The sequence below is a fragment of the Arthrobacter sp. KBS0703 genome (assembly GCF_002008315.2).
Lineage (GTDB): Bacteria > Actinomycetota > Actinomycetes > Actinomycetales > Micrococcaceae > Arthrobacter.
The window spans coordinates 3,741,686-3,766,481 of sequence record NZ_MVDG02000001.1 but is presented as its reverse complement, the minus strand read 5'-3'; the positions used below and the strand labels follow the sequence as shown (position 1 = coordinate 3,766,481).

18 protein-coding genes and 2 pseudogenes are annotated in these 24,796 nt (G+C 67.2%); 2 read left to right on the top strand and 18 right to left on the bottom strand.

Annotated features, from left to right (window positions below; translation table 11 throughout):
* Window positions 1-390: 390 nt before the first annotated feature.
* Window positions 391-1,104: a GAF and ANTAR domain-containing protein gene (locus B1A87_RS17510; RefSeq protein ID WP_078027480.1), complete on the bottom strand. Its 714-nt coding sequence runs from the start codon at window positions 1,102-1,104 to the stop codon at window positions 391-393.
* 9 nt (window positions 1,105-1,113) lie between these two features.
* A complete protein-coding gene (locus B1A87_RS17505; RefSeq protein ID WP_078027479.1) occupies window positions 1,114-1,818 on the bottom strand; it encodes a GAF domain-containing protein in 705 nt (234 codons plus the stop codon).
* 421 nt (window positions 1,819-2,239) lie between these two features.
* Here B1A87_RS17505 and B1A87_RS24745 point away from each other — a divergent pair, with 421 nt between their 5' ends.
* Window positions 2,240-2,689 (top strand): DUF1508 domain-containing protein, encoded by a 450-nt coding sequence (locus tag B1A87_RS24745; RefSeq protein WP_313902494.1) that lies wholly within the window; start codon window positions 2,240-2,242, stop codon window positions 2,687-2,689.
* On the opposite strand, the pseudogene B1A87_RS17495 reads toward B1A87_RS24745, so the two are convergent.
* From B1A87_RS17495 to B1A87_RS17470, 6 genes and pseudogenes are all read right to left on the bottom strand, one after another.
* Window positions 2,654-3,618, bottom strand: a pseudogene (locus B1A87_RS17495) (Gfo/Idh/MocA family protein); the annotation flags it as partial. The gene B1A87_RS24745 and the pseudogene B1A87_RS17495 overlap by 36 nt on opposite strands.
* A pseudogene (locus B1A87_RS17490) lies at window positions 3,615-3,860 on the bottom strand (sugar phosphate isomerase/epimerase); the annotation flags it as partial. The pseudogenes B1A87_RS17490 and B1A87_RS17495, both read right to left, overlap by 4 nt.
* Before the next feature lie 40 nt (window positions 3,861-3,900).
* The gene (locus tag B1A87_RS17485; RefSeq protein ID WP_313902493.1) at window positions 3,901-6,462 is read right to left on the bottom strand and encodes a glycoside hydrolase family 78 protein; all 2,562 of its coding nucleotides are present in this window, start codon (window positions 6,460-6,462) and stop codon (window positions 3,901-3,903) included.
* Window positions 6,463-6,583: 121 nt separating this feature from the next.
* Complete coding sequence (locus B1A87_RS17480) at window positions 6,584-7,414, bottom strand: carbohydrate ABC transporter permease (protein WP_078027477.1); 831 nt, start codon at window positions 7,412-7,414, stop codon at window positions 6,584-6,586.
* On the bottom strand, window positions 7,411-8,337 hold the full coding sequence (locus tag B1A87_RS17475) for a carbohydrate ABC transporter permease (RefSeq protein WP_078027476.1): 927 nt from the start codon (window positions 8,335-8,337) through the stop codon (window positions 7,411-7,413). The genes B1A87_RS17480 and B1A87_RS17475 overlap by 4 nt, the downstream gene beginning before the upstream one ends.
* A 63-nt stretch (window positions 8,338-8,400) precedes the next feature.
* Window positions 8,401-9,717: an extracellular solute-binding protein gene (locus B1A87_RS17470; protein WP_078027475.1), complete on the bottom strand. Its 1,317-nt coding sequence runs from the start codon at window positions 9,715-9,717 to the stop codon at window positions 8,401-8,403.
* A gap of 207 nt (window positions 9,718-9,924) precedes the next feature.
* Between B1A87_RS17470 and B1A87_RS17465 the strand changes: the two genes are divergently transcribed.
* Window positions 9,925-10,956, top strand: a complete 1,032-nt coding sequence (locus tag B1A87_RS17465) for a LacI family DNA-binding transcriptional regulator (protein ID WP_260680914.1) — start codon at window positions 9,925-9,927, stop codon at window positions 10,954-10,956.
* Window positions 10,957-10,961: 5 nt separating this feature from the next.
* Here B1A87_RS17465 and B1A87_RS17460 read toward each other — a convergent pair whose 3' ends face one another.
* From B1A87_RS17460 to B1A87_RS17415, 10 genes are all read right to left on the bottom strand, one after another.
* On the bottom strand, window positions 10,962-11,984 hold the full coding sequence (locus tag B1A87_RS17460; protein WP_078027474.1) for a LacI family DNA-binding transcriptional regulator: 1,023 nt from the start codon (window positions 11,982-11,984) through the stop codon (window positions 10,962-10,964).
* A gap of 98 nt (window positions 11,985-12,082) precedes the next feature.
* Complete coding sequence (locus B1A87_RS17455) at window positions 12,083-13,516, bottom strand: MFS transporter (RefSeq protein WP_078027473.1); 1,434 nt, start codon at window positions 13,514-13,516, stop codon at window positions 12,083-12,085.
* Window positions 13,513-15,144, bottom strand: coding sequence for a GMC oxidoreductase (locus B1A87_RS17450; RefSeq protein WP_078027524.1), 1,632 nt, complete (start codon window positions 15,142-15,144; stop codon window positions 13,513-13,515). Before B1A87_RS17450 ends, B1A87_RS17455 begins: the two co-directional genes overlap by 4 nt.
* A 5-nt stretch (window positions 15,145-15,149) precedes the next feature.
* Complete coding sequence (locus B1A87_RS17445; RefSeq protein WP_078027472.1) at window positions 15,150-16,382, bottom strand: glycoside hydrolase family 88 protein; 1,233 nt, start codon at window positions 16,380-16,382, stop codon at window positions 15,150-15,152.
* Between the two features lie 26 nt (window positions 16,383-16,408).
* A complete protein-coding gene (locus B1A87_RS17440; RefSeq protein WP_078027471.1) occupies window positions 16,409-17,926 on the bottom strand; it encodes an aldehyde dehydrogenase family protein in 1,518 nt (505 codons plus the stop codon).
* Between the two features lie 41 nt (window positions 17,927-17,967).
* Window positions 17,968-18,768, bottom strand: a complete 801-nt coding sequence (locus B1A87_RS17435; RefSeq protein ID WP_078027470.1) for an enoyl-CoA hydratase/isomerase family protein — start codon at window positions 18,766-18,768, stop codon at window positions 17,968-17,970.
* Complete coding sequence (locus tag B1A87_RS17430; RefSeq protein WP_078027469.1) at window positions 18,765-21,032, bottom strand: GMC family oxidoreductase; 2,268 nt, start codon at window positions 21,030-21,032, stop codon at window positions 18,765-18,767. Before B1A87_RS17430 ends, B1A87_RS17435 begins: the two co-directional genes overlap by 4 nt.
* A gap of 32 nt (window positions 21,033-21,064) precedes the next feature.
* The gene (locus B1A87_RS17425) at window positions 21,065-22,699 is read right to left on the bottom strand and encodes an acyl CoA:acetate/3-ketoacid CoA transferase (RefSeq protein WP_078027468.1); all 1,635 of its coding nucleotides are present in this window, start codon (window positions 22,697-22,699) and stop codon (window positions 21,065-21,067) included.
* Between the two features lie 17 nt (window positions 22,700-22,716).
* A complete protein-coding gene (locus B1A87_RS17420) occupies window positions 22,717-23,727 on the bottom strand; it encodes a Gfo/Idh/MocA family protein (RefSeq protein ID WP_078027467.1) in 1,011 nt (336 codons plus the stop codon).
* A gap of 10 nt (window positions 23,728-23,737) precedes the next feature.
* Entirely contained in the window at window positions 23,738-24,757 is a 1,020-nt protein-coding gene (locus tag B1A87_RS17415) for a LacI family DNA-binding transcriptional regulator (RefSeq protein ID WP_078027466.1), read from the bottom strand.
* Between the last annotated feature and the right edge of the window lie 39 nt (window positions 24,758-24,796).

Genomic DNA, 24,796 nt, shown 5'->3' with positions numbered 1-24,796 from the left:
CCCGCTCCACTGCGCTGGCCTGTCGCTGTGGATCGCGCATCTCCTGTGTCATCACGCTTGGTCGCAAATTCTGGGCAGCCCTTGGAGTGGTTCATGGCCCTGGGCTGGTGATCGGTGGGGGATCCACCGTGGGTTGCAGATGGTGCAGGCGATTGGCACGGAGGCGCATATTTCGTGGTTATGCTCCTGGAGGTGGCATCGCGGAGGCCGGTTGGCCCGCAGTCCTGCTCGAAAACGACAATGCCGCACCGCATTGAGCTTCTGGTTGCCGTGGATTTTATTGGCTCCTCCTGGTATGGCGCTACAAAAGAGCGCTGCCAGGGTCTGGGGCAACAATCAAAGTTTAAGGGAAGCTCAGCGAGTTGAAAAGGTCTTGGCGAAACTCGTCAGCTAGAGATTCAGCGTCCGCCCGATGACTTGCGACGCGGTGTCGTGCAGGGTCTGGTTGTTGGCGCGGGCAAAGGTGCGCAGCCTCCTGAACGCCTCTTCCATGTCCACCCCGGCGGTGTAGGCGATGACGCCCTTGGCCTGCTCGATCAGGACCCGGCTGTTCAAGGCGCGCTGCAACTGTTCGTTGACGAGGGCTGATTCCCGGAGGGTGCGCTCCTGCAGGATGCTGATGGTCGCGACGTCCGCCAGCGCCTGGCCGATGGCGGCGTCCTCCTGGCTCAGGGCTCCGGGGTGCTCACCGAACAGGCCCATCGCTCCGATGGTCTTGCCGTGAACGCGCATGGGTACGGCGTGAACGGAACGGAAGCCCTGGGAGAGGGCGGCTGCTTGGAATTCGGGCCAGCGCCCGTTCAGGGACCGGATGTCCTCCAGGGCCACGGGTGTTCCCGTCTGGTAGCTTTCCACACATGGCCCGCTGCCGGCCTGCAGCTGGAGGATCTCCACCAGCTGGCTGCGTTCACTGGTGGAGGCCACCACCTGCAGTTGGCCATGCGGATCAGCCAGCAGCAGGCCAGCAGCCGCGGCGTCGAGCAGGTCGACGGAGGACTCGACGAGGGCATGGAGCAAGTCCAGAACGTCGTAGTCACCAACTAGCGTGTCTGTGATCCTTACGAAGGCCGCGCTGACGCGCTCAGCGCGGCTTGTGGTCACCATGTGCCCATTTTATCGCAGGCCCGGGTTGCCGCGTGTGTCATTCTGCGGGGCAAAACTGAGCAGGCCCTGCAGAACCGCATCAGCCGTTTCGCGCAACGTCATTCCATTGGCGAACGCATGCGCGCGCAGCAACAGCAGGGCATCCGCGGCGCTCGCCCCGGACTGCGCCAGTACCATCCCCGTTGCCTGGTGGATTTCCCGCCTCGACATGAGGGCGGCTTCCAGTGCCGGGTCTTTGTCGGGCGAGTTCACTTGGAGAACCCGTCGAAGCAGGTGCCATGCGGTCTGGCCGGCGAGGATCGCTGCGGTTGAATAGTCGGCATGGCTCAGGTTCCCCGGCTGCATGCGGTGAAGTTCCACCACCCCCAGGTCCAAGGCGCCCACGGTAACCGGGAAGACAAACAACGCCGCAGCCTCCGTCTCCAGGAGCGCCTTCGAAAACACCGGCCACACGTACGGGTGGGTGTGCCGCACGTCCGGGACGAGGACGGGGAGCCGCGTCTGGAGAGCCTCCCACCTGGGACCTTCCCCCAGATCGAACTGCAGTTCATCCAGGCGTGCCGCCAGCGTGTCGCTCGCGCACACCAAGGTCTCGGCCGCCGCCCCGCCGAACATGGAGACGGCAGCACCGGCCACGGGGAGTTGTTCCAGGAAGGGTCTGCAGAGGTTCCCGCCGGCCGGGCGGGCGGCCGCGGAAGCGTCGGAATCAGCCATGGATCCTGCCCCGCTGGAACGGGAACATCTGCGGGGCGGCATGCGCAGTGTCCATGGTGTGCCTCAGATCCCCACATCGGCCCCGTCGGGCAGAATCGAGTTGCGCCGAACGGGAGCAACAGGTCTTTCACCGCCAAGAATAGTCCGTTCCCGCCGGTCTTTGCAGGTCGGGCGGTCGCGGCGCCAAACGGTCGGGCGGAGTCGATGGTTTGCCGGCGGGCCGTTGCATGCAATTTACCTATGGTTTACAGGCGAAGCCTTGTGCGGCCATGCGCGTCCGCGACAGACTTTTAGCAGTTGATGAACGGCTCGTTCGAGGCCGTTCGACCAGACCAGCGGGAGCCGGACACAGCGAGGCGTTCGGACCTGCTCCGCGGCAGGGAGGCTCGCGGAGGAGCCGCCCCAGACCGGAAGGACAGCCATGGCCGGCAAGTTTGAAGTGTTCGTGGACGCGGAGTCGCATTTCCGGTTCCGGCTCAAGGCCTCCGACGGTACAGTGCTCGCCGTGTCGGCCGCCTTCGATGACAAGCGCGGGGCCGCCGCCGGCATCGCCGCCGTGCGCGAGTGTGCCGGGACGGGGCTGGTCACCGACCTGTGCTCCGCCAGCCGGCCGAACGCAACGCCCCAAGCGGCGGAGCATGCCGCCGTCCCGCAGGCATGGGAGAACCACCAGCCCGCCCCGGCAGGCGGCTTCCGCGCCCGGGCCAGGAAGCCCGCCCGGCCGCGGCCTGTCTCTTATACACATCTAGATGTGTATAAGAGACAGCGCCTGAGCAGCGCACGTGTTGCCGGGCTCGGCGCGGCAGGCGCTCTGCGGCGTTGCTACAGGGTGGCTTCCGGTTGCGCGGTGCGGGACGCCGGCTCGGATTGAGCGTGCCACATCCAGGACGCCCATGCCGCGGCCGTTGGCGGGGCCGGTCGCCGGAATAGTGGGCCAGTCCTCGTCGCCCGCGCGCCAGAGCCGGATGTCGCCGTCGAAGTAGTTGGGGTCCGGCAGCGAGATCGTGGCTTCCGTGCCGGTGATTTCGACGAAGCCCATGCGCTGGCGGGGGATTCGAAGCTGAACACGCTATGCGAGGAGGCCCCGCCGTCGAACTGCGCCATGGCGCTGACATGGGTGGGGACCTCGACGGCGAATTCTTCCCCGGCTTTGGGGCCGGAGCCGATGACGCGGACTTCCTTGGCCTTGGAGCCGACGGCGGCCACCTTGCGGACGGAGCCAAACGTCTGGACCAGCGCCGTGATGTAGTAGGGCCCCATGTCGAAGAGGGGGCCGGCGCCGTGCTGGAACAGGAACGCCGGATTGGGGTGCCAGGATTCCGGACCCGGCGTCTGGAACGTGGTCAGGGCGGTCAGCGGCATCCCGATGTCGCCGCGTTCGATCAGCAGCCGGGCGGTCTGGAGCCCGGCGCCGAGGGTTGTGTCCGGGGCGCAGCCAAGGCGTAGTCCGGCGGCATCCGCCGCCTTCAGCAGCGCCAGGCCCGAGGCCCGGTCCAGCGAAAACGGCTTCTCGGTCCAGACGTGCTTTCCGGCGTTGACGGCGGCGGTGGCCACCTCCACATGGGCGGCCGGAATGGTCAGGCTGACGATGATTTCGACGTCGGGATGATTCAGTGCCGCGTCCACCCCGCCCCATGCCGGTATGCCGTATTCCTTGGCGCGTGCCGCCGCGGCCTCCTCGAAGAGGTCGGCGATGATGTGCACCTTGAGGTCGGGGAAGACCGTCAGGTTGTCGAGGTACTGCTTGCTGATGTTGCCGGCGCCGATGACCGCGACGCCGACGGATCTGCTGCGGCTCATGCTTCCGCCGCCAGCAGGTAGGCCAGGCTCTGGGCAATTCCGTCGAAGATGTCACCGGAGTAGTCGTCGAACTCCACCACTCCGACTTCCAGGGCGGTGGCCGCGGCGATGACCTCCAGGACGGGCACCCGGCCCTGTCCCGCAGGCTGCTGGGCCTTGGTGTCGGTGGTGAGCGGGCCGTCCTTGATGTGGATGAACTTCACCCGGTCACCCAGGCGCTGGAGCAGTTGCACCGGGTCCTTTGCGGGGTCCGGTGATCTGTAAACCTAGGCCGAGCCTAGCCTAGGAAATCTGGGCGACGGTGTATTCGAAACGGCCGGAACCGACCTCCCGGGGCTCCTGGCCCGGCAGCTCAACGCGGGCAGTGGCTCCGGTGGGCACCTCGATGGAGACGCTGTGCCCGCCGTCGGCGTTTCGCCAGGAGATGGAGGCGGTCCCATAGGGGGTCTCGTGCCGGGCGGAGGCAGAGGTGAGGCCGCCGCCAGGCTGGGGACGGAAGAGGATCCGGCGGTAGCCGGGCTCGAGCGGCGCGATGCCGGCCACCACGCGGTGCATCCAGTCGGCCACGGCGCCGAGCGCGTAATGGTTGAAGGACGTCATCTCGCCCGGGTTGATGGTTCCGTCGGCAAGCATGGAGTCCCACCGTTCCCAGATGGTGGTGCCGCCCTGCTTCACCGCGTACAGCCAGGAGGGGCACTCCTTCTCCAGCAGCAGGTCGTAGGCCGTGTCCACGGCGCCTGCGGCCGTCAGCGCATCCGAGATGACCGGCGTTCCCGCGAACCCGGTCCCGATGCGGTTCCCGCCCTCGCGCACCAGCTGGGCCAGGCGTTCGCCGCCCATGCGGGCCAGCTCCTGGTCCGGGTACAGCCCGAACACGATGGCCAGGGCATAGGCGGTCTGCGCGTCGCTGGTCATCCGGCCATCCGGCAGGATGTACTCCGAGGCGAAGGCATCCGCCGCGGCGCGGGCGAGTTCGAGGTAGTGCAGCTCGTCGTCGGCCTTGCCCAGCACGCCGGCCGCCTTTGCGAGGTGGCGGGCCGACCAGGCGAAGTACGCGGAGGCGACGAGGTGCCTGTCCGTCATGGCCTGGGTGGGGTCCTCCGGCGGGGCGGTGGGATCAAGCCAGTCACCCAGCTGGAAACCGGTGTCCCACAGGTGGCTGTCGCCGGCCAGGCTGTCCAGCAGGTCCACCCAGGCCTTGGCGCTCGCGTACTGGTCGGCCAGGACTTTTTCATCGCGGAACCGCTCGTACAGCGCCCAGGGCGTGAGCACGGCCACGTCGCCCCAGACTGCGCCCGGGCGGATCGGGGTCCAGTAGTTGCCGCCGGGAATCACCGGGACGTACCAGGGAACAGTGCCGTCGGGCAGCTGTTCGGCGGCGACGTCCTTCAGCCAGGAGGAGAGCATGCCGGAGCAGTCGTAAAGGAAGCTGGCGGTGGGGGTGAAGACCTGGATGTCTCCGGTCCAGCCGAGCCTTTCGTCACGCTGCGGGCAGTCCGTGGGGATGTCCACGAAGTTGCCCTTCATGCTCCACAGCACGTTGTCGTGGAGCCGGTTCAGGTCCGGATCGGAGCACTCGAACCAGCCCGTGCGTTCCATATCGGTGTGATGGACGCGCGCCACCACGTTCTCGGCGACGTCCCCGCCGGTCCAGCCGTCGATCTCGGCGTAGCGGAAGCCGTGGAGGGTGAAGCGCGGCTCCCAGGTTTCCGTGCCGGCACCGGCCAGGGTGTAACGGTCGGTGCTGTCGGCCAACCGCAACGGGCGGGTGTAGAGCTCGCCGTCCTGGAGGACCTCCGCGTGGCGGAGGGTGACCACGGACCCGGCCTGTCCGCTGACGGTGATCTGCAGCCGGCCCACCAGGTTTTGCCCGAAGTCGAGCAGGACCTTCCCCGACGGCGAGGTCCGGACGGTCACCGGCCGCATCTCACCGGTGCAGCGCACCGGCGGCCCCTCGGGGGCCACCAGGGTTGCGGGATCGCGCTCGACGCCGACGACGGGCTGCCAGCCCGAATCGTCGAACCCGGGCCGGCTCCACCCTGCCGCCAGCTCCCGGGCGTCGAAAATCTCACCCTTGTAGAGGCTGCTGAACAGGATGGGGCCGAAGGACGCCTTCCAGCCCTGGTCGGTGCCGACAACGGTGACGGAGCCGTCGTCGTGCGTGACGTGCAGCTGCGCCAGCAGCGCGATCTTGTCCCCGTAAAGGTTCGCGTTGCCGCCGTTGAAGCCGATGCGGCCCCGGTACCAGCCGTCGGCGAGCCAGGCGCCGAGCGCGTTCTCGCCCTCGGCGAGATGGCCGGTGACATCGTAGGTGTAGTAGCGCAGCCGCTGGCCGTAGACGGTCCAGCCCGGCGCCAGGGCGTCGTCGCCGACCCGCGATCCGTTGAGCTCCATCTCGTACAGGCCGTGGGCGGTCACGTAGAGCCGGGCCGAGGCAACCGGCCGCGGGAGGGTGAAGCCGCGGCGCAGCAGCGGCGGCCGCCGGTCGGCATCGGCGTCCTCTTCCCAGCCCGGGGATATCGCTGTGGCCGTCCAGTCCCCGGCGTTCAGAAGGCCGGTTTCCACGGCGGCGGCCGGGCTCCATTCGCTCGGCTCCTCCTGGCCGCCGCCCCAGACGCGGACGCTGACGTCTGCCCGCTGCGCCGAGGCCAGGGGAGCGCCGGGCCAGGGAACCAGCACTGATTCCGGGGAGTCAACGCGTTCACTCGTCCAGGTGCCCTCGGGCGTGGCCACCGTCAGCTGGTAGGCCTCCTGCGTCCAGCCCGCCTCGGCGCTCGCCTTCCACGAGATCCGGGGCGTCGGGGTGCCGATGCCGAGGGCGCCGGGGAGGTGTTCAAAAGTCACGGGTCGGACGGTGGCAGGCATGGAGGAAGTCTCTTTCTGGGGTTTCGACTGGCTGGCCGTATCCGGCCCGGTGCTGTTGGCGGTTAGTCCTGCTGGCGGTTAGTCCTGCTGGCGCTGGGGCTCAGCCCTTGACGGCGCCGGCGGTCATGCCGGCGACGATCTGGCGGTTGAAGAACAGGTACATGATGAACGGCGGGATGGTGATCAGCAGGATGTTCATGAACAGCAGGTTGTAGCTGGTGGTGAACTGGCTCTGGAAGTTGAACAGGGTCAGCTGCACGGTGGCGTTGGCGTCGCCCGGGAGGAAGTAGAGCGGGTTCTGGAAGTCGTTGAAGATGTGCACGGACTGGACCACGATCACGGTGACGATAACGGAGCGCAGCAGCGGGAAGATGACCCGGAAGAACAGCCGGACCGGGCCGCAGCCGTCGATGACGGCGGCCTCGTCGAGCTCTTTCGGGATGGAGGCGATGAAGGCGCGGAAGAGCATGACGCAGAAGGACAGTCCGAAGGCCACTTCGATCAGGATCAGGCCCGGCAGGGTCTTGAACAGGCCCATGCTTTGCAGGACCCAGATGGTGGGGACCACGGCGGGCGGGATGATCAGCCCCGAGAGGATGAGGAAGTTCGCCACTCCGTTCCAGCGGGACCGGCGGCGCTGCAGGATCCAGGCGACCATCGCGGCGAGGATCACCAGGACGGTGACACTTACCACCGTGAGGATCGTGCTGTTGATGAAGGCCGTGACGAGCATGAACTTGCGGGCGGACAGGACGTCCTGGAAGTTCTCGAGGAAGTTGAAGGTGGTGGGCCAGGAGAAGTCGAGCTTGGCGGCCTCCCGGCGGTCCTTCACGGCGGTGAGCGCCATGAAAGCGAGCGGGACGATGAAGACGACGACGGTGACGGCGATGGCCAGGGCGCCCAGCCCGTAGCGCTTGAGTGCGGTGGTCACTGGTCGACCTCCTTGCGGTTCAGGAACATGGACAGGGGCAGGATGATCGCGGTGACGATCAGGAACAGGACGACGTTGCCCGCCGTGGACAGGCCGTAGAAGCCGGCCTGGTACTGCTTGAAGATGACCGAGGCGATGACGTCCGAGGTGAAGCCCGGGCCGCCCTTGGTCATGGCCCAGATCAGGTCGAAGGAGCGGAGCCCGCCGATCAGGGACAGGATGATCACCGTTGCCGTGGCCGGTCGGGCCAGGGGGAGGGTGATGTTGAAGAAGCTCTGGAACGAGCTGGCGCCGTCCACTTTGGCGGCCTCGAAGTACTCCTGCGGGATGGACACGATGCCGGCGATGTAGATAACGGTGGCGAGGCCCACGCCCTTCCAGACGTCCACCAGGGCGACGGAGAGCAGCGCCCAGGCGGGATCCACGAGCCAGGCCGGCCCCTGGATCCCGATGACCTCGAGGGCCTTGTTGATCATGCCCTTGGATGGGTCCATCAGGATGGTGAAGACGATGCCGACGCCGATGCTGCTCAGGAGTACCGGGAAGAAGATCACGGACCGGAGGTAGCCGCGGGCGATGATCTGGGAGGTCAGCAGTACTGCCAGCAGCATGCCCAGGACCACTTTGAGGGCGGACGTCACGAGGCCGTAGATGAACGTGTTGGTCAGGCCTTTGAGGAGGGCCGGCTCCTGGAAGAACTGGACGAAGTTGTCCAGGCCAATGAAGGTGAAGTCCGTGAGGGTCCAGCGGGTGAAACTGAAGAAGAACGACGCGAAGGTCGGGATCAGGAACAGGGCCGTGTAGACGACGGCAGCGGGAAGGTAGAACCAATAGGGGTACGTCGACTTCCCCTTGGGGCGCTTGGGCTGCACGGCCTGGCGCGGGCGCGTGGCCGAAACTGTCGGTGCGGTGTTGACTGTCATGGGAATCTTCCTAGGGGCCGTCCGGGCCGGCAGGCGGCCCGGACGGCGGGTTGGGTTAGGAGGCTAGTTCCAGCCGGGCAGGTTCAGCTGCTTGGCCTGCTTCTTGACGTCCTCGTCGTAGAGGACGGCGGCGTCCTTGGCGGACCGGATGCCCGAGCCCACCTCGACGGTGATCTGTTCGAGGGCAGGGCCCTTGACCGGGGAGAGGTACTCCAGCGCGGGGCTGTTCTTGGACTGGTCCTCGAAGTACGGGAGCATGTCCTTCACCGCGGCGGGCACGTCCGCGGGCAGGTCGCAGCCCTTGACGAGGTAGGGGCCGTTGGCACCGACGGCCTTGGTCTGGGAGTCGCAGCCGGCCTTGCTCGCGATGAACGCCTGGAACTTCTTGGCTTCATCGAGGTTCTTCGTGGACTTGGGGATGTAGACGCCGCCCGGCAGCCAGACCGTCAGGGCGTTCTTCGACGCGTCCTCGCCCGGAAGCGGGAAGAGGCCGATGTCGTTGAGCTTGTCCGGGAAGGTCACCTTGAGCTCCGGCAGGGCAAAGCTCAGGATCGGGTATTGCGCGCCCTCACCGTTGGCCAGCTTCTCGAGCCCCTGGGCGTAGGTGGCGGAGGCGAAGTCCTTGTTGAACAGGCCGGCCTTCGCGGCTTCCTCGAGGTGCTCGAAGCCCTTGACAGCCGCCGGATCGGTGGCGTACTTGGCCTTGTTGGCCGTGTAGTTGGCGGCGAAGTCCGGGTCCGCCTTGGCCACGTTGGCGAAGTCGCCGAGGACGAACAGCTGGGAGGTCCACGTGGTCTGGTACGTCTGGATGATCGGGTCGATGCCCGCTTCCTTGATCTTGCGGCTGTTGGCCAGGAACTCGGACCAGGTCTTGGGAACGGACAGGCCCAGCTTTTCGTAGACCTTCTTGTTGTAGAGCACCGCGCCGGCGTTGCCGGTGCCGACCGGGACGCCGTAGATCTCCTTGCCGGCGGTCACGACGGGCTTGAACGAGTCGGAAACGTTGGCCATGTAGGGCTCGCTGGTGACGGGCACCAGGTTCTGCTCCGGCGAGATCTGGTGGAAGAGGGAACCTGAGTTGTACGAGAACACGTCTGCCATGTCTCCGGTGGACAGCCTGGTCTTCACGATGTTGTCGCCTTCGCCGCCCTGCGGCCGGGTCTCGACCTCGACCTTGATGGTCGGGTTCGCGGCGGTGAAGTCCTTGGCGAGCTGCTCCGCGTATGTGACGGTGTTCTCGGTGTTGTCCACCAGCCAGGTGATGGTCTTCTCGCCGCCGCCTGCGCTGGTGCTGCCCCCGGCGCAACCCGTCAGCGCTACCGCCAGCGCCGTGACGCCTCCAGCCAGGGCGGCCCAATGCCGTGTGCCCGTAATGGCCATCTTTACCTCCTCGTAAAGCCCGCAGGCCCTCGGGCCTATGGAACGTTTCAATTTTGCCTAGCTACGCCATCCAGACTCTGTGCTTGGATTGTGTAGATCGGTCTACGTTTTCCACTGTAAGGCATGTCACAGATCCTCGCAAGAGATTTGTGTAGATCAGTCTACAATTTCCTGTAGGACGGCTCCACGAGGACGCTGGAGGGGGAAATGATGTCGGAGCAAGTGAAGCGGGCCACCATCAGCGACGTGGCCCAGCATGCCGGCGTGTCAAAGGCCGCGGTCTCCAAGGTGCTGCGGGGCGCCTACGGCGTCAGCGGCGCCATGAAGGCGCGCGTGGAAGCCTCGATGGCCACCTTGGGCTACCGGCCCTCCGCCCTGGCCCGCGGCATGCGCGGCAGCAGTTTCACCCTGGGTGTCTTCGTGGTGGACCTGCACAACACGTTCATGTCGGTGCTTATCGAGGGGATCCGTACGGAAGCGGAGCTCAACGGTTACCAGGTCTTCATCGGGGAGGCGAGCAGGGGGCTTGCCCAACAGCGGCAGATGATCGAGGCCATGGTCGACAGGAAGATGGACGGCCTTCTCCTCATTGCCCCGTTCGGCACCGCAGACGACCTTGAGGATATAGCGCGCGGCACCCCGACCGTTGTCCTCGGCCGGCATGGGCCGAGCCGTTCCTACGACACGGTGGCCAGCGATGACATCGCGGGCAGTGCGCTGATTGTGGACCATCTGGTGTCCCTGGGCCACCGGCGGATTGCCCACCTCATGCACGTCGGGAGGGAGAATAACGAGAGCGGCATGCCTCAGGTAGTGCGCGCCACGGGATACAAAGACGCGATGATGCGGAACGGCCTCGAAGCCGAGATCGATGTCTGGGAAGGCCGGTGGAGCCAGGAGGGCGGTCAGCATGCCGCCGGGCTGATGGCGCAGCGGAAGAACCGGCCCACTGCCGTTCATGCCGGAACAGACATGGCAGCCCTCGGCGTTCTCGCCGGGCTCCACGAAGCCGGAGTCAGGGTGCCTGAAGACTTCTCCGTGGTTGGCTACGACAACGTGTTCGCGGCATCACTGCCCCAGGTGGGACTCACCTCGGTGGATCAGTCGGGCATCGAGATGGGCGCGCTGGCGGCGAAGCTGCTGGTGGAGCGCATCCAGGGGCGTCAGGAAGCTGTTTCGGCCATCGTGGCCCCGCGGCTCGTCATCCGCAGGACCACGGCGCCCCCTGCCGGCATGTGAAGGGCTTAGGTCCTTGGGCGCCAGGTCGCTGTTGAGGACCGGATCTTGAGCTGGGGTTGTATGAGGGTCAGCTGCGTGGGCAGTTCGGAATTGCCGTCCGCGAGGCGTTCCATCAGCATCTCGGCGCCTGTGGTGCCGATCTGCTGCGGGAAGCCTGCCACCGAGGTCATCGGCGGAACCTGCCTCGCGGCGATGCGCGTGTCGTCGAAGGACGCGACGGCGATATCGCGGCCGGGTTCGAGCCCCCGGCGGCGCATCTCGCCGTAGACGCCTTCGGCCACAATGTCGTTGTAGGCGACCACCGCATCCGGAAGCCGGCCCAGATCGAAGAGCCGGCCCACCGCCGTCGCGCCTCCCTCGGGGGTGATGGGACTGCGGAACTCATCCACGCTCCACAGTTCGCAGCCTTTGCGCTCGAGCGATCCGCGAAGGCCTTCCTCCCGTTCCGTGAGGGACGGAGCGGGCCGGCCGCCGAGGAACGCAACGCTCCTGCAGCCCAGCGCGGAGAGGTGTTCCCCGAGCATCGTCGCGCCCTTGACGTTCTCGCTGCCGACGTAGTCGAAGCCGGCGAACCGGCGCGCGAGGAGCACCACCGGGACGTTGGCGGCATTGACCTGCTTGGCGAGCCTTTCCGGGTCCGTATCGGGAGCCGGGAGCAGGAGCAGCCCGTCGACCTGGCGCTCAATCATGGAGGCGATGATTTCGTGCTGCCGGTCGGCAAGGTCGCGGCTGTAGCCGATGAAGATCGTGTATCCGGCGTCATGGGTGATCTGGTCCACGGCCATGGCCAGCTCGGCAAAGTACGGGTTGATGATCTCGGTGACGATGAGGCCGATGGTCATGGACCTGCTCTGCCGCAGGTTGGCCGCCTGGCGGTTGTACACGTAGCCAAGCTGGTCCATGGCTTCGCGGACCTTCAGGGCGGTGGACTCCGGAATGCGGGAGCTGCCGCGAACGACGAGCGAAGCGGTTGAACGTGAGACGCCCGCGGCCTTGCTCACGTCTTCGAGGGTGATGCGCGGGGCCATGCTGTAGTCCTGCCGGTGAGTCGATAGGCGGAGAAGCGGCGCTCCCCGCCTATCGACTTTACCAACGCGGATGTCCCGGACGGGGGACATCCTGTCCGTCAGGCTGCCTTCTCGTGGATTGCGTCCCGCGGGTCTTCCAGGTTCCGGCCCCTGGTCTCGGGAACGGCGAAGGTCGCGGCGATGGTGATGGCCGTCAGCAGTGCGAGGTATCCCGCGATGGGAAGCCACGCGCCGGCGCCGGCACCCTGGACGGAGCTGCCACCCTCGGCGGTAACCGCGAGGGACATCAGCCAGGCACCGATCATGGGAGCGATGCCGCCGGCGATGACCGCGGAGCCTTCCCGGGCCACCGAGACGCCCAGGTACCGCTGCCGTGATCCGAAGAGTTCGCACATGAGGGCGCTTTGGGAACCGAACATGCCCCACGTGCCGACGCCCAGGCCGATGGAGACGACCACGATGGTCAGCACGGTGTCACCGAAGCTGAGCGCGTACCAGACGGGGAACGCGGCGGCCAGCTGGAAGACCGCGAACGCGCGGTACGTGCGGACCCGCCCGTACCTGTCCGTCAGCCAGCCGGCAAGGGGCACGACGGCGGCGCCTACGGCGGCGGCGAAGACCAGCGAGAGAGCCCCGATGGGGCCCTTGATGCCGATCGCTGCGCTGGAGACGTAGGCAATCGCGAGCGCCTGGTAGATGGACGAACCGCCGTTTTCCGCCATGCGCAGCCCGATTCCGAGCAGGACGGTCTTTCCGGAGCGCTTCAGGAGCGTCCTGAGGGGCCGCTCGGTGACCTGTTCGGAGGGTTCGAGTTTCGCGAAGGTGGGGGACTCCTTGAGGCGGAGCCGGATGTAGATGGCGATGCCGAGGATGAGGACGCTGGCCAGGAACGGCACCCGCCACAGCCAGGTCTCGGTGATCTTGACTGCCTGGTTCGTGTTCAGCAGCAGGAAATAGACCAGAGCCGCCGTAACCGTGCCCATCTGGACGCCGAGGAAGGGCAGGGACGCGATGAATCCGCGGCGGCGTGCGGGAGCGTACTCGGTCATCAGGATGGACGCGCCGGCCATCTCGGCTCCTGCGCCGAGTCCCTGCATCAGCCGAAGCGCTATGAGCAGGATCGGGGCGAACATTCCTGCGCCGGCCCCGTACCAGTCACCGGGGGAGCCGTTGTACGTGGGCAGGACACCAATGAGGGTGCTGGCGCCGCCCATCAGCAGGATGGTGGCGAGCAGGACGAACTTGCGGCCGAGCCTGTCACCCAGGCGGCCGAAGATGATGCCGCCCAGCGGCCGGATGGCGAAGCCCAGGAAGTACGTGCCGAAGCTCAGGATCAGGCCCGTCGCAGGGTTGCTGCCAGGAAAGAACAGGGGGCTGAACACGAGGGCGGAGGCCAGGCTGTACAGGGCGAAGTCGTAGTATTCCAGGGCGCTGCCCAGGGAGCTGGCCCAGGCAGCCCGGGCCAGGTCGCGGGTCGAAACCCCGGGCTCCTGGGCGGCCCCTGCTTGTGTTGTCTCGTAGTTAAGGCTCACGTGAGTGCCTGTCTGTCGTTGGTGACGGTGGAGTCGGCTGAACGCTTTCGGCCGGGCGAGCTGCCGCCGGCGAGGATCCTGTCCGCGACGCGAAGTGAATTGGCAGCGATGGTCAGCGCGGGATTCAACGCAGCCGAGGAGGGAAAGAAGGAGCTGTCCACGATCCAAAGGTTGTTGAGGTCGTGTGCCCGGCAGTCGGGCGTGAGGACGCTGCTGTTCGGGTCGTGCCCGGCCACCGCGGTTCCGCACTGGTGGGAGTTGGTCTCGATGCCCATCCGTTCGGTGAAGATCACCGGATAGCCGGCCTTTCGGATGGCCCGGCTGACCCGCCGGACCAGTTCCTTGTGGGGCGCGAGGTTGTTCGGCTCCCACCAGACGTGGATCTTGCCGTTGACGACGCTGACGCCGCTGTTCCGCCGCGGCAGGTCTTCGGTGGTGAGGTAGATGTCGATGCTGCGGTCCGACATGGCCTTCAGGAGCCAGGTCGGTGCCCAGCTTCGGGCCATCTTGAGCATGCTGGCGCGCAGCTTCCCGAGCATCTGGAGGTTCCCGAGGGGGTACGGGTTGGTCGGTCCGGCTTCGTACCAGTCGTTGAGGCCGAGCGTCTTCTGCCACAGGGTGCGGTTGATCTTGAACGGGTTGATGCCGATGAAGAACGTGCTGTTGTGCACCATGTAGTTCCGGCCCACCAGTCCGGACGAGTTGGCCAGGCCGCGGGGGTGTTCCGGAGTGGCCGATCGCAGCAGCAGCGCGGCCGAGTTCACGGCCCCGGCGGCGAGGATGAATTTGTCCGCCTCGACGCGGATGAGCCGGTCGCCGCGCTCGGCGAGGGCGGCGACGATGGTGCGCCCGTCCGGTCCCGGGATGAGGCGGATCACTTTGGTGTCCGTCATCAGGGTGGCGTTGCTTTCGAGCGCCGGGTTGATGGCGATCTTTTCGGCATCGGACTTCAGCCCGGCTTCGTTGGGGGCGCCGTCGCTGGTCGCGCACAGGGCACGCTTTTCCGGGGTGCCCGCGTCCAGGCCGTTGGCCATCCGGAAGGGGTGCAGCCCCTGGCGCCGCAGCGAGTCGGCCAGGTCCTGGACGGCCGGTTCGTGGTCCAGGGCGGGGTACGGGTAGGCCTCGGAGTGCAGCGGCTCGGTGGGGTCCTCACCGATCTGTCCGCGGACCTGGAAGAGCTGCTCGGCACGGCTGTAGTACGGTTCCAGGTCGGCGTAGCTGAAGGGCCACGCCGGTGAGGTCCCGTCCTGGTGCTGTGTTTCTTCGAAGTCGCTGGCGCGGAACCGGGGCAGGCATGCGCCGTAGACCTTGGTGCAGCCCCCAACCCAGTAGTAGACGCCCGGTTTGAAGGGGACACCGGTGCGGCCGTTGTACCAGGTGTCGGCATTCTTGTACCGGCCCTTGAGGTAGACCTCGTCCAGGTCCGAATTCTCCGGCTCGGCCGGGAGGCGGCGGCCGCGTTCGATGATGAGGACTTTGGCGTCGGAATCTTTCAGGGCGTAGGCCATGGTGCCACCGCCCATGCCGGAACCGATGATGGCGATGTCGGTCCGGACCGCCTCGTCCGGGGCCGCCGCCTCTGCCGGGGCCGCCGGCAGAGGCGCTTCGTCGATGCTTTCCCAGGACATGGTGGTCACCGGCTCCGCGGGGCTGCGTCGAGGCGGTGGGCTTCGTCGAACTGCTGGATCTGGTCAACGGTGTCCAGGAACCAGTAGTCCCCCCACATGACCGATTCATCGACGCCCAGGTCCTTGCCCTCGTGGTAGCTGCCGTGCTTGAGCATGCCCTCCCACTCTTCGTCCGGGCTGGCCAGGAAATCGTCTTCGGTGAGGCGGCGGAGGATGTTCACGGCGTAGTCGGCATAGATTGTGGCCTTGGTGCGGTCTTCGACGAGGCCGGCCAGCTGCCAGAACCCGCCGGCAGCTGCGGCAGCTGCGGAGGATTCATACGGACGGACGGGTGCGGGTTCTTCCCAGTCGTTCGGCGGCACGAGGCGCTCGCCGGTCTTTTCCATGTAGAAGTCGGCGGCCGCCACTGCCGTCTCGAGGAAGCGGCGCTCGCCGGTGAAGCGGTACACGGTGCCGAAGCCGTAGAGCGCCCAGGCCTGACCGCGGGCCCACGAGCCGTCGTCGGAATAGCCCTGCTGGGTGGTCTGCTTCAGGAACGCGCCGGTGGCGAGGTCGAACATGCCTTCGTGGGACGCCGACCCGTCGCCGCGCATAAGGAAGCGGCGGGTGGTGAGGCAGTGGTCCACGGCCTTGCGGGCCATGTCCTGGTCGCCGGTCTGCTGCGCGGCGTACAGGGCCATGTGGATGTTCATCATGATGTCGATGAACAGGCTGTCCGGTTGGCGGAAACTGGGCATGTAGCGGCCCGCCTCCCGGTAGCGGCTGGCCGTGGTGCGTCCGGCCTCGATGACGACGTCGCGCTTGGCGGTGTCGCCGGTGGCCTCAAACCAGCGCCGGTACGTGGACCAGAACAGGAAGCCGAGGTCGTGGACGGTGTCGTCGTCCTTGCGGTGTTCGATGAGCTCCGAGTAGTGCTCGGCGGCACCGCGGAAGCGGGCCCGGTCGGCGTCGCCGGCACGTCGGGCGAGCATCCACAGCTGGCCGCCGAGGAACCCCTCACACCAGTTGGTCCAGGCCTCGCCGTCAACCACCCATTTGCCTTCTTCGGTGTAGAGCGGGAACCGGTCCGGGTGTTTGGTGATGAGTCCGTCCAGTTTCGCGGAGGCGGTTTTCCAGGCCTTGGACGCGGCCTCGCGGAACAGTGCCGGCACTTCGTAACCGGTGGGGAGGGTGAGCGGCAGCATGACGGGCAGGACGGTGGCGGCGGTTGCCGGGGCTGTTGCGGTGGTGGCAGTCATGGTTGTTCCTTCGGGGTTTCTGTGGATTAGCGGCGGGGTGCGTCGGGGGCGTCGACCCACCGGGTATGGCGGGCGCCCACCTGGAGCTGGATGGTCTTCAGTTCGCTGAACTCGGCGAGGGCCTGGCGGCCGAGCTCGCGCCCGATCCCGCTTTGGCCGTAGCCGCCAAACGGCAGCTCCGGGTAGCCGTCCATCCAGCGGTTGACCCAGACGGTGCCGGCGCGCAGGTCCCTCGCGGCGGTGAGGGCCTCGTTGATGTCGTTGCTCCAGATGCCGGCGGACAGTCCGAAGGACGTGGAATTCGCGATCCCGACGGCCTCCTCGAGAGTGTCGTAGGGAAGCACGGACAGGACCGGGCCGAAGATCTCGTCGGTGGCAATGGACATCTGAGCCGTGACGCCGGTGAAGACGGTGGGCTGGTAGAAACGGCCGTCCAGGCCCGTGTCGAGCCGGTCGCCGCCGGTGAGAAGGTGGGCGCCGGCTTCGCGGCCTTCGGCCACGTAGCGTTCGACGACGGCGAGCTGGGCGTCGTTGACGAGGGACCCGACGAGGGTGTCGGCCTTCAGCGGGTCGCCGACGCGCATGTGCCTGGCCCGTTCGACGACGGCGGCGGCGAACTCATCGGCGATGGAGCGGTGCACGATCAGGCGGCTGCCGGAGTTGCAGCACTGGCCGACGTTGAAGTAGCCGCCGAAGACGCCGGCATCCACCGCGGCGGTGAAGTCCGCGTTGGGCGTGACGATCTGCGGGTTTTTCCCGCCGAGTTCGAGTTCCACCTTCTTCAGGTCCCGGCCGGCGGAGGCGGCGATGCTCTTGCCGACGCCCGTGGAGCCGGTGAAGCTGACCATGTCGATGCCGGGGTGCTCCGCGATGGCCGAGCCGACCACCCGGTCGCCGGTGACGATATTTACGACGCCGGCGGGGAAGCCCGCTTCGCGGATGAGCCGGCCGAGCATCACCGTGGTCGCGGAGGTGCTTTCGCTGGGTTTGATCACGGCGGTGTTGCCGGCGGCGAGGGCGAAGGGAAGTTTCTGGCTGATGATCAGCAGCGGGAAGTTCCACGGCGTGATCATGCCGATGACGCCGATCGGTTCGTGCACCACCAGGGCGAGGGTGTCGGGTCCCAGGGCGTTGTGGGCGTCGCCCTGGGTGTTGCGGGCCAGGCTGGCGGCGTATTCCCACAGCTCGGCGGTGCCGGCGACTTCGTTGCGGGACTGGGTGATCGGCTTGCCGGTCTCCAGGGTTTCGGCCAGGGCCAGTTCCTCTGCATCCCGGCGGACGAGCTCGGCGACCTTCAGCAGCAGCTTGGAGCGCTGGGAGCCGCTGGACTGCCGCCAGCCCCGGTCCAGTGCCCGCCGGGCCGCGCTGACTGCCCGGTCGACGTCGGCCTCGGCGCCCTTGGGGAACGAGGTGACCTCGACCTCGTGGGCCGGGCTCAGGCGGGTGAAGGTCTCTCCGCCCTGGGCCTGGGTGTCTTCGCCGTCGATGATCATCGGGCGGTAGGTGGGCTCGACGTCGTCGAGCGTGTAGCTCTTGGTTTCCATCTCGGGTGTCCTTAGAAAGTGTGTGATTCGCGGGCGGCGATTTAGTGGTCCGTGAAGTGCGGGGTGCGCTTTTCCCGGAAGGCTGCGACGCCCTCGGCGAGGTCATCGGTGGCGGCTGCGAGGCCGCCGGCCAGCGCCTCAAGTACTCTGGACGGCGCCCCGTCCGCTGCGGCGTCGATGATCTGCTTGCCCAGCTGCACGGCGAGCGGGGCGCCGGCAAGCAGATCGTTGCTGAGCTGCGAAACGGCCTCTTCGAGGCCCTTTTTGGGTGCGACGGCGGTGGCCAGCCCCCAGGCGACGGCTTCCTCGCCGGTGAGCTGACGGCGGGTCAGGACGAGTTCCTTGGCCCTTGCCCTGCCGATGAGTTCGGTGGCTCGCTCAGTGCCGCCCCAGCCGGGTACCGTGCCGAGGCCCGTCTCGGGCAAGGCAACGCGGGCTTCGGCGGCGATGACGCGGAAGTCGCAGGCCAGCGCGAGTTCCAGGCCGCCGCCGAACCCGAGGCCGTCGACGACGGCGATAGTGGGCTGGCGCAGGCGGGCCAGGGCATCGAAGGCCCGGTGGCCCGTGGCGATCCAGTCCCGCCACATCCGGGCCGCGGAGAGGCCGGCGAAGTGGTTGATGTCCGCGCCGACGCAGAAGACCTTCTCACCCGCGGTTCGTACGACGACCACCCGCGCCGCCGAAGCGGAAACCTCGCGGGCCGCGGCGGCAAGGTCATCGAGTAGTCCAAGGGTGAGGGCGTTCAGCTTCGCCGACCTGTCGATCAGGATGGTGGCGGTGTGGCCGTCCTCTGAGTATTCGACGGTGACCTGCCCGGTGATCTCTTCCGTTGCGGTGCTCATGGCTGGTCCTTTCGCTGGCCGCCGAGCTCGCCGGCCAGGTGTTCGGCCGCGCGCATCACGATGGCCCAAATGGTCAGGGTGGGGTTGATGCCGGGGCAGCTGGGGAAAGCGGCGCCGGAGTACAAGTACAGGTTGCGGGTGTCGTGCACGGCGAGGTGTTCATCCAGGACGGAACCGGCCGGGTCGTGGCCGAAGCGGGCGCCGCCGAGGTCGTGGCTGGAGCCGACGCCGGTGAAGTACGGGCCCTGCCAGGTTTTGGTGGCACCCATGTCCTTGAGCAGCCCGGTTGCCGTGTCCGCCATCCAGGAGGCCAGGCGGCGTTCGTTGTCCCGCAGCCGGTAGGTCACGCGGACCAGCGGCATGCCCAGGCCTGAGGAGTCGCGGTGCCGCGGGTCGATTTCCAGGCGATGGGAGGCGTAGGGCAGGGCGTCGGGCTGGATCCGAATCACGCCCTGTTGGGACCAGAGCTTCAGGTGGTCGCGGTAGCCGGCGCCCCAGCGCCGGACGTCCTCGGGCAGGGTTTCGCGGGCGATCTGCAGCGGCAGGGCCTGCTGCTCGGCGCCGAGGGTGGCGCCTCCGATGAAGCCGTGGTCCAGGGAACGGAACCCGGGGGAAAGGAAGTCGTCCAGGACCACGCCCTGCGCGGCCGGGCCGGTGTGCCGGTTGAACTCCGTGCCCGGGAAGAGCGCATCGACGTGGCCGAACATCTTGGTCATGTAGTGCATGCCCAGCTGCCCGGTGTTGTTGCCGAGGCCGTTCTCGTGCCGGGAATCGGAGGACAGGTACATCAGGCGGAGGTTTTCGTAGGTGTAGGCCGAGAGGATGACGGCGCGGGCGTACTGGCGCCGGACCCGGCCCAGGGGATCCACCCATTCGACGCCCCGTGCCGCGCCGGATTCATCCATGATGATGCGGGTGACGCGGGAATGGGTCCGCAGTTCGAAGTTGCCGGTGGCGATGGCCGCGGGCACGGGGCCGAGGCCGGGGTGCCAGCGGTCCCCGCGGAACGAGCCCAGCCCGTTGTTCCAGGCGCTGTAGCCGGTGGCGGGACGCCCGCCGTAAGACTCGGTGGTGAATCCGACGGGAACGGGGTGGGGGTGGAGGCCGGCGGCCCGCGTCGTCTCGGTGAACTTGTTGCCCAGGATGAACGGACGGGTGGGCGGCAGCGGCAGGGGCCTGCTGCGCTTGATGAACGGGTTGGAGTCGTCCCCGGCGATGCCGATCAGGTGTTCGAGCCTGGTGTAGAACGGCTCCAGCTCCTCGTAGCTGACGGGCCAGTCCGCCAGGGTGCAGTCCTCGGGCAGGGCGTCGGGCCCGTAGAGGCCGTCGTAGTGGCTCTTCGGCGCGAACTGCCAGGGGTGGAAGCGGCGCAGCCAGGACCCGTAGTGCCCGGCGGATCCGCCGACGCCGTTGACCATGCGGCCCAGGGAGAACGTGGCTTCCCGGCTGTCCTCTTCGTCGGCCGATTCGCGCCAGCGCGGGGTCTCCTGCTGGAACTTCGGGCCGAGTCCGCCGCGGGTGTAGTAAGCGTGTTCGAGTTCGTCGGGGAGGAACTCGTCCAGCGGCCGGAACGGTCCGGCTTCCATGCCGACCACGCTGAGGCCGGCTTCCGCGAAGACCTGGGCGCTGAGCCCGCCCATGGCGCCGACACCGACCAGCAGGACGTCCACTTCATCGGTCAGCTGCGGGTTGACGGCGTTCTCGTAGCCGAGCTGCTTCAGCTTGTGGCCCTCGGTGTCGCGGGGGATTTCCTGCATGGCGTCCGCGAGGGTCTTGATGACTCCGCCCTTGGTCACGTGCCCGGTGCTGAGGTTTTCCTCGGCCGAGTTTTCCAGCCAGGCACCGGGGTGCTTGAGGAACCTCCAGCCGACGGCGTCCTTGTTGCCGCCGTGGGCGGGGTCGGCGAACAGGCCTTCCTGCAGGTGGGCGACGACGAGCCCGAAAAGATCGCGCTGTTCCTTCGCCGGCAGCTGGGCTGTGAGTTCGCCCTGTTCGAGCAGGGCAACCACGTCCGTGCGCTCGTCCAGGGTGAGCGCGGCGAAGTTCCGCCCGTGCTTGTCCTCGGCGTAGCGGTCCAGGGCGCCGAACAGCCATTGGTACCGCGGAAGGTCCTTGCGTCCGTAGCCCTCCAGGGTCAGGTCCAGGTATTCGGTGACTCCGGCGTCGCGGACGTCGGGGCTGTCGCCGTCGGAGGGGAACATCGCTTCGAACAGGGCATCGGCGAGCTCGGTTTCGTACGGGGTGAGGATGCGGAGGCTTCTCATCGCAGGGGTCCTTTCAGGCTGTTCAGCCGGCGTCAGCGCGCGGCCAGGGAGGAAGTGCGCTGTTCGATCCGCTCGTGCAGCGGCAACGCGGGAAGGCGGAGGCCGACGGGGGCGTCGGCGAAGAGAGCGAGATCCATGGTGCGCAGTTCGTCCGAGACGATCAGCGGGAACTCGCTGCGGTCCAGGACGTCTTTTTGCAGGTCCACGCCGGGGGCGATTTCGGTGACGACGAGGCCGTCGGCGGTCAGCTCCAGCACGGCGCGTTCGGTGATGTATTTGACCTTCTGGCCGCGGGCCAGGGCTCTGGGTCCGGAGAACGTGACGGCGGAGACGTCGTTGACGAGCTTCGTGAAGGGCCCGTCGGAGCGGATGTCCAGGCCGGCCTCCCCGGCGGCAATGTCACGGCGCCCGGCCGTGAAAGCGCCCATGAAGACGATCTCCGGGGCCGAGGAGGTGATGTCGGCGAAGCCTCCGACGCCGGCCGTGACGTGGCGCTTCTTGGGCAGGTGGTGGACGTTGACGTTGCCGTGCCGGTCGATTTCCAGGAAGGAGAGCAGCGAGCGGTGGAAGCCGCCGCCCTGCAGGAGGGTGAACTGGTCGATGCTGGGCATGATCGCGTCCGGGTTCTGGGCGCAGCCGAAGGCGAAGTCCAGCAGCGGGATGCCGCCGACGGCTCCCTGTTCAATGACCCAGCTGACTTCCCGTCCCTGGTTTTCCTCGACCAGGACGTGGGGCACCAGGGCCGAAACGCCGAAGCCGAGGTTGACGATCTCCCCGGCCCTGAGCTCCTGGGCGGCACGGCGGGCGGTGATCTTCTCGATAGAGAATTCGATGTGGGGGAGCGAACTCAGCGGCCGGCGCAGCTGGCCGGAGATGGCGGGATCGTTGGGGGTGAGGGTGGTCTGCAGCTGGTCTTCGGCGATCACTACAGCGTCGATGAGGATGCCCGGGACTTTCACATGCTGGGGGTGCAGGCTGCCGGCCTCGGCCACACGTTTCACCTGCGCGATGACCACGCCGCCGTTGTTGTGGGCGGCGTAGGCGAGGTCCAGCGCACCGAGGGGCGAGCCTTCGTCCTCGAACGTCAGGTTGCCGTATTCATCGGCGGTGGTGGCGCGGATGATGGCGACGTTGGGGACCACCGAGGGGAAGAACAGCCACTCCTGCCCGGCCACCGCGGCCGTCTCGACGTGCGCCGCCGGGGTGGAGCCGTTCATCCGGCCGCCCTGGAGGCGGGGGTCGATGAAGGTGTCGAGTCCCACCTGGGTGAAGACGCCCGGCTGCTTCGCGGCGGCCGTGCGGTGCATCTGGTAGATGACGCCGGAGGGGAAGTTGTACGCCTCCACTTCATCCCGCTCGATCATCTGCCAGATCAGGGGCGGCTCCGCGCTGGAGGGTCCGGAGGGGTAGGAACCGGCGATGACCTTGCGCAGCAGCCCGGGCCGGGCGATGTGGTCGATGCCCTTGACCCCGTACATGTCTCCCGCTGCGATCGGGTGCACGGAGGTCAGGTTGGCCGGGTGGGTGGTTTCCTCGAACCGCTGGCCGATGCCGGCCAGGACGCTGTCCGGGCACCCGAGCGCACTGGAGGAGCTGACGGTGATGACGTCCTCGTCGTTGATGAGGTCCGCTGCTTCGCGGGCTGAGAGGATCTGTACCTTCTGCATGGCGTTCTTTCTGGCTGTTAGTTGATGTGGACGGTGCGTCCGGAGATTGCGGATTCCTGCGCTGCGAGGGCCACCTTGAGGGCCATGAGGCCGTCGCGGCCGCTCGCCGCTGGGACGCCGGTTCCTTCGACGGCGGCGGCGAAGGCGCGCAGGCCGGTGACGTAGAGGTCTTCGGAACAGTCGACGTCGACCGTTTGGCTGCCTGATCCGGTGGTCAGGATGACCTGGCCCCCGGTGTCCTGTGTCATCGCGTCGAGGACTTCGATGGTGCCTTCGGTGCCGTGGACTTCCAGGGAGGTCCTGGCGTATCCCACCGTGAAGGAATCATGGGTCTGGGCCAGGACGGGAGGGCGTCCGTCGTTCTCGTACCGGATGACGGTCATGGCGGCGTCCTCCTGGCCGCCGGTGTTCCACACGGCCTGCTGGACGGCCACGGCGGTGACTGCCACGGGACGTCCCAGCAGGGGGTTGAGGACCGACGCATCGTGGCAGGTGATGTCCAGGATGACGCCGCTTCCGGGCGTTCCCTGCCCCAGCCGCCAGCCGCGCAGCCGTTCCGGCAGGAGCACGGCGTGGGCGACCTTGGCCGAGAGGACGGTTCCGATGGCCCCGGCCGCCACCAGTTCGCGGACTTTGGCATGCAGGGGGCTGCCGGGGAGGTGGTGGTTGGCTGCCAGGGTGAGGCCCATTTCTTCCGCCAGTTCCACCATGGCTGCTGCCTGCTCCGCTTCGAGGGCGAGCGGCTTTTCGCACAGGACGTGCTTGCCGGCCTTGAGCGCCCTGGTTGCCTGGTCGAAGTGCTTGTCGTTGGTCGAGGAGATGTAGACGGCGTTGATGTCACCGGCCAGGAGTTCGTCCAGATCGGTGGTGGCGCTGGCCAGCCCGTGGCTGGCCGCGAAGTCGCGTGCCCGGTCGGCGGATCCGCTGAAGACCCCGACGGCGTTCCCGCCGCTGGTGCGGATGGCACCGATCACTCGCGTGGCGGCGATGTCGCTGGCGCCGATCAGGCCCCAATTCAGTGCTGGCATGGTGTTTCTCCTACGTTCGGGGTCGCCATTGGGCGGTGGAAGCTCGGACCTTAAGAGCCGGTTCGACAAGGAATCGTTGCGGCCCCAGCGACGAGTCGCGGATCCGGTGGAGCAGCATGTTCGCTGCCTTGCGGCCGATGAGGTCCGGGTATGTGGACACCGACGTCAGGGGCGGCAGCAGCAGCTCCGCCATCGTGATGTCGTCGAAGCTCGCCACCGACACGTCACGGCCCGGTTCAAGGTCCCGCCGGCGAAGCTCCGCGTAGATTCCCAGGGCCACCGCGTCGCTGTAGGCGATGATGCAGTCCGGCCAGATTCCCTGGTCAAGGACCCCGGATACACCCTGGGATCCGCCGCCGGCGTTGTTCGTGGTTGGCGCGGAGCGGGACGGATCGAAGGCCACACCGCTGCCGGCGAACCCGGTTTCCAGGCCCTTGATGCGTTCCGTCCGGGCCGATGAATGCTCCGGACCGCCGATCAGGACCGCGGAGGACGCGCCCAGCGAGGAGACGTGCCTGGCCAGCTGCTGACCGGCCGCGATGTTGTCCGGGCCGACGTAGTCCATCTCTTCGGAGAAGTAGCGGGCCAGCTGCAAGACCGGTACCGCGGAGCGGTCAATGATCTGACAGACCGGGGTCAGCTCGGTTCCTTCGGCCGGCAGCAGGAAAATACCGTCCACCTGCTGCTGGACCATGGTCTCGAGCTGCAGGGCCTGCCGCTCGACGTCGTCCCGGCTGTAACCGACGAACAGCGTGTAACCGGCCTCGTGGACAGCTTCCTCGATGGTCATGGTCAGCCCGGCGAAGTAGGGGTTGCGGATGTCCGTCACAATTAGCCCGAGGGTCATGGATTCGCTGCGGCGCATGTTGGCGGCGTGGCGGTTGTAGACGTAACCGAGCTCGGCCATGACGAGCCGGACCCGGTCCGCCGTCGCCTCCGGAATGCGGGGATTTCCGCGCAGGACCAGCGATGCGGTAGATCGAGATACTCCTGCGGCCCGGCTGACGTCATTCAGTGTCACCCTTTTCATTTCGTGTCCACCTCCTCCGAGAACCTGTTGATCATTTTT

What these genes read in the sequence shown, in the direction of transcription:
- B1A87_RS17510 (WP_078027480.1), bottom strand. Translation starts at nt 1,104, where the DNA reads ATGGTGACCACAAGCCGCGCTGAGCGCGTCAGCGCGGCCTTCGTAAGG.
- B1A87_RS17505 (WP_078027479.1), bottom strand. Translation starts at nt 1,818, where the DNA reads ATGGCTGATTCCGACGCTTCCGCGGCCGCCCGCCCGGCCGGCGGGAAC.
- B1A87_RS24745 (WP_313902494.1), top strand. Translation starts at nt 2,240, where the DNA reads ATGGCCGGCAAGTTTGAAGTGTTCGTGGACGCGGAGTCGCATTTCCGG.
- B1A87_RS17475 (WP_078027476.1), bottom strand. Translation starts at nt 8,337, where the DNA reads ATGACAGTCAACACCGCACCGACAGTTTCGGCCACGCGCCCGCGCCAG.
- B1A87_RS17470 (WP_078027475.1), bottom strand. Translation starts at nt 9,717, where the DNA reads ATGGCCATTACGGGCACACGGCATTGGGCCGCCCTGGCTGGAGGCGTC.
- B1A87_RS17465 (WP_260680914.1), top strand. Translation starts at nt 9,925, where the DNA reads ATGATGTCGGAGCAAGTGAAGCGGGCCACCATCAGCGACGTGGCCCAG.
- B1A87_RS17460 (WP_078027474.1), bottom strand. Translation starts at nt 11,984, where the DNA reads ATGGCCCCGCGCATCACCCTCGAAGACGTGAGCAAGGCCGCGGGCGTC.
- B1A87_RS17450 (WP_078027524.1), bottom strand. Translation starts at nt 15,144, where the DNA reads ATGTCCTGGGAAAGCATCGACGAAGCGCCTCTGCCGGCGGCCCCGGCA.
- B1A87_RS17445 (WP_078027472.1), bottom strand. Translation starts at nt 16,382, where the DNA reads ATGACTGCCACCACCGCAACAGCCCCGGCAACCGCCGCCACCGTCCTG.
- B1A87_RS17440 (WP_078027471.1), bottom strand. Translation starts at nt 17,926, where the DNA reads ATGGAAACCAAGAGCTACACGCTCGACGACGTCGAGCCCACCTACCGC.
- B1A87_RS17435 (WP_078027470.1), bottom strand. Translation starts at nt 18,768, where the DNA reads ATGAGCACCGCAACGGAAGAGATCACCGGGCAGGTCACCGTCGAATAC.
- B1A87_RS17430 (WP_078027469.1), bottom strand. Translation starts at nt 21,032, where the DNA reads ATGAGAAGCCTCCGCATCCTCACCCCGTACGAAACCGAGCTCGCCGAT.
- B1A87_RS17425 (WP_078027468.1), bottom strand. Translation starts at nt 22,699, where the DNA reads ATGCAGAAGGTACAGATCCTCTCAGCCCGCGAAGCAGCGGACCTCATC.
- B1A87_RS17420 (WP_078027467.1), bottom strand. Translation starts at nt 23,727, where the DNA reads ATGCCAGCACTGAATTGGGGCCTGATCGGCGCCAGCGACATCGCCGCC.
- B1A87_RS17415 (WP_078027466.1), bottom strand. Translation starts at nt 24,757, where the DNA reads ATGAAAAGGGTGACACTGAATGACGTCAGCCGGGCCGCAGGAGTATCT.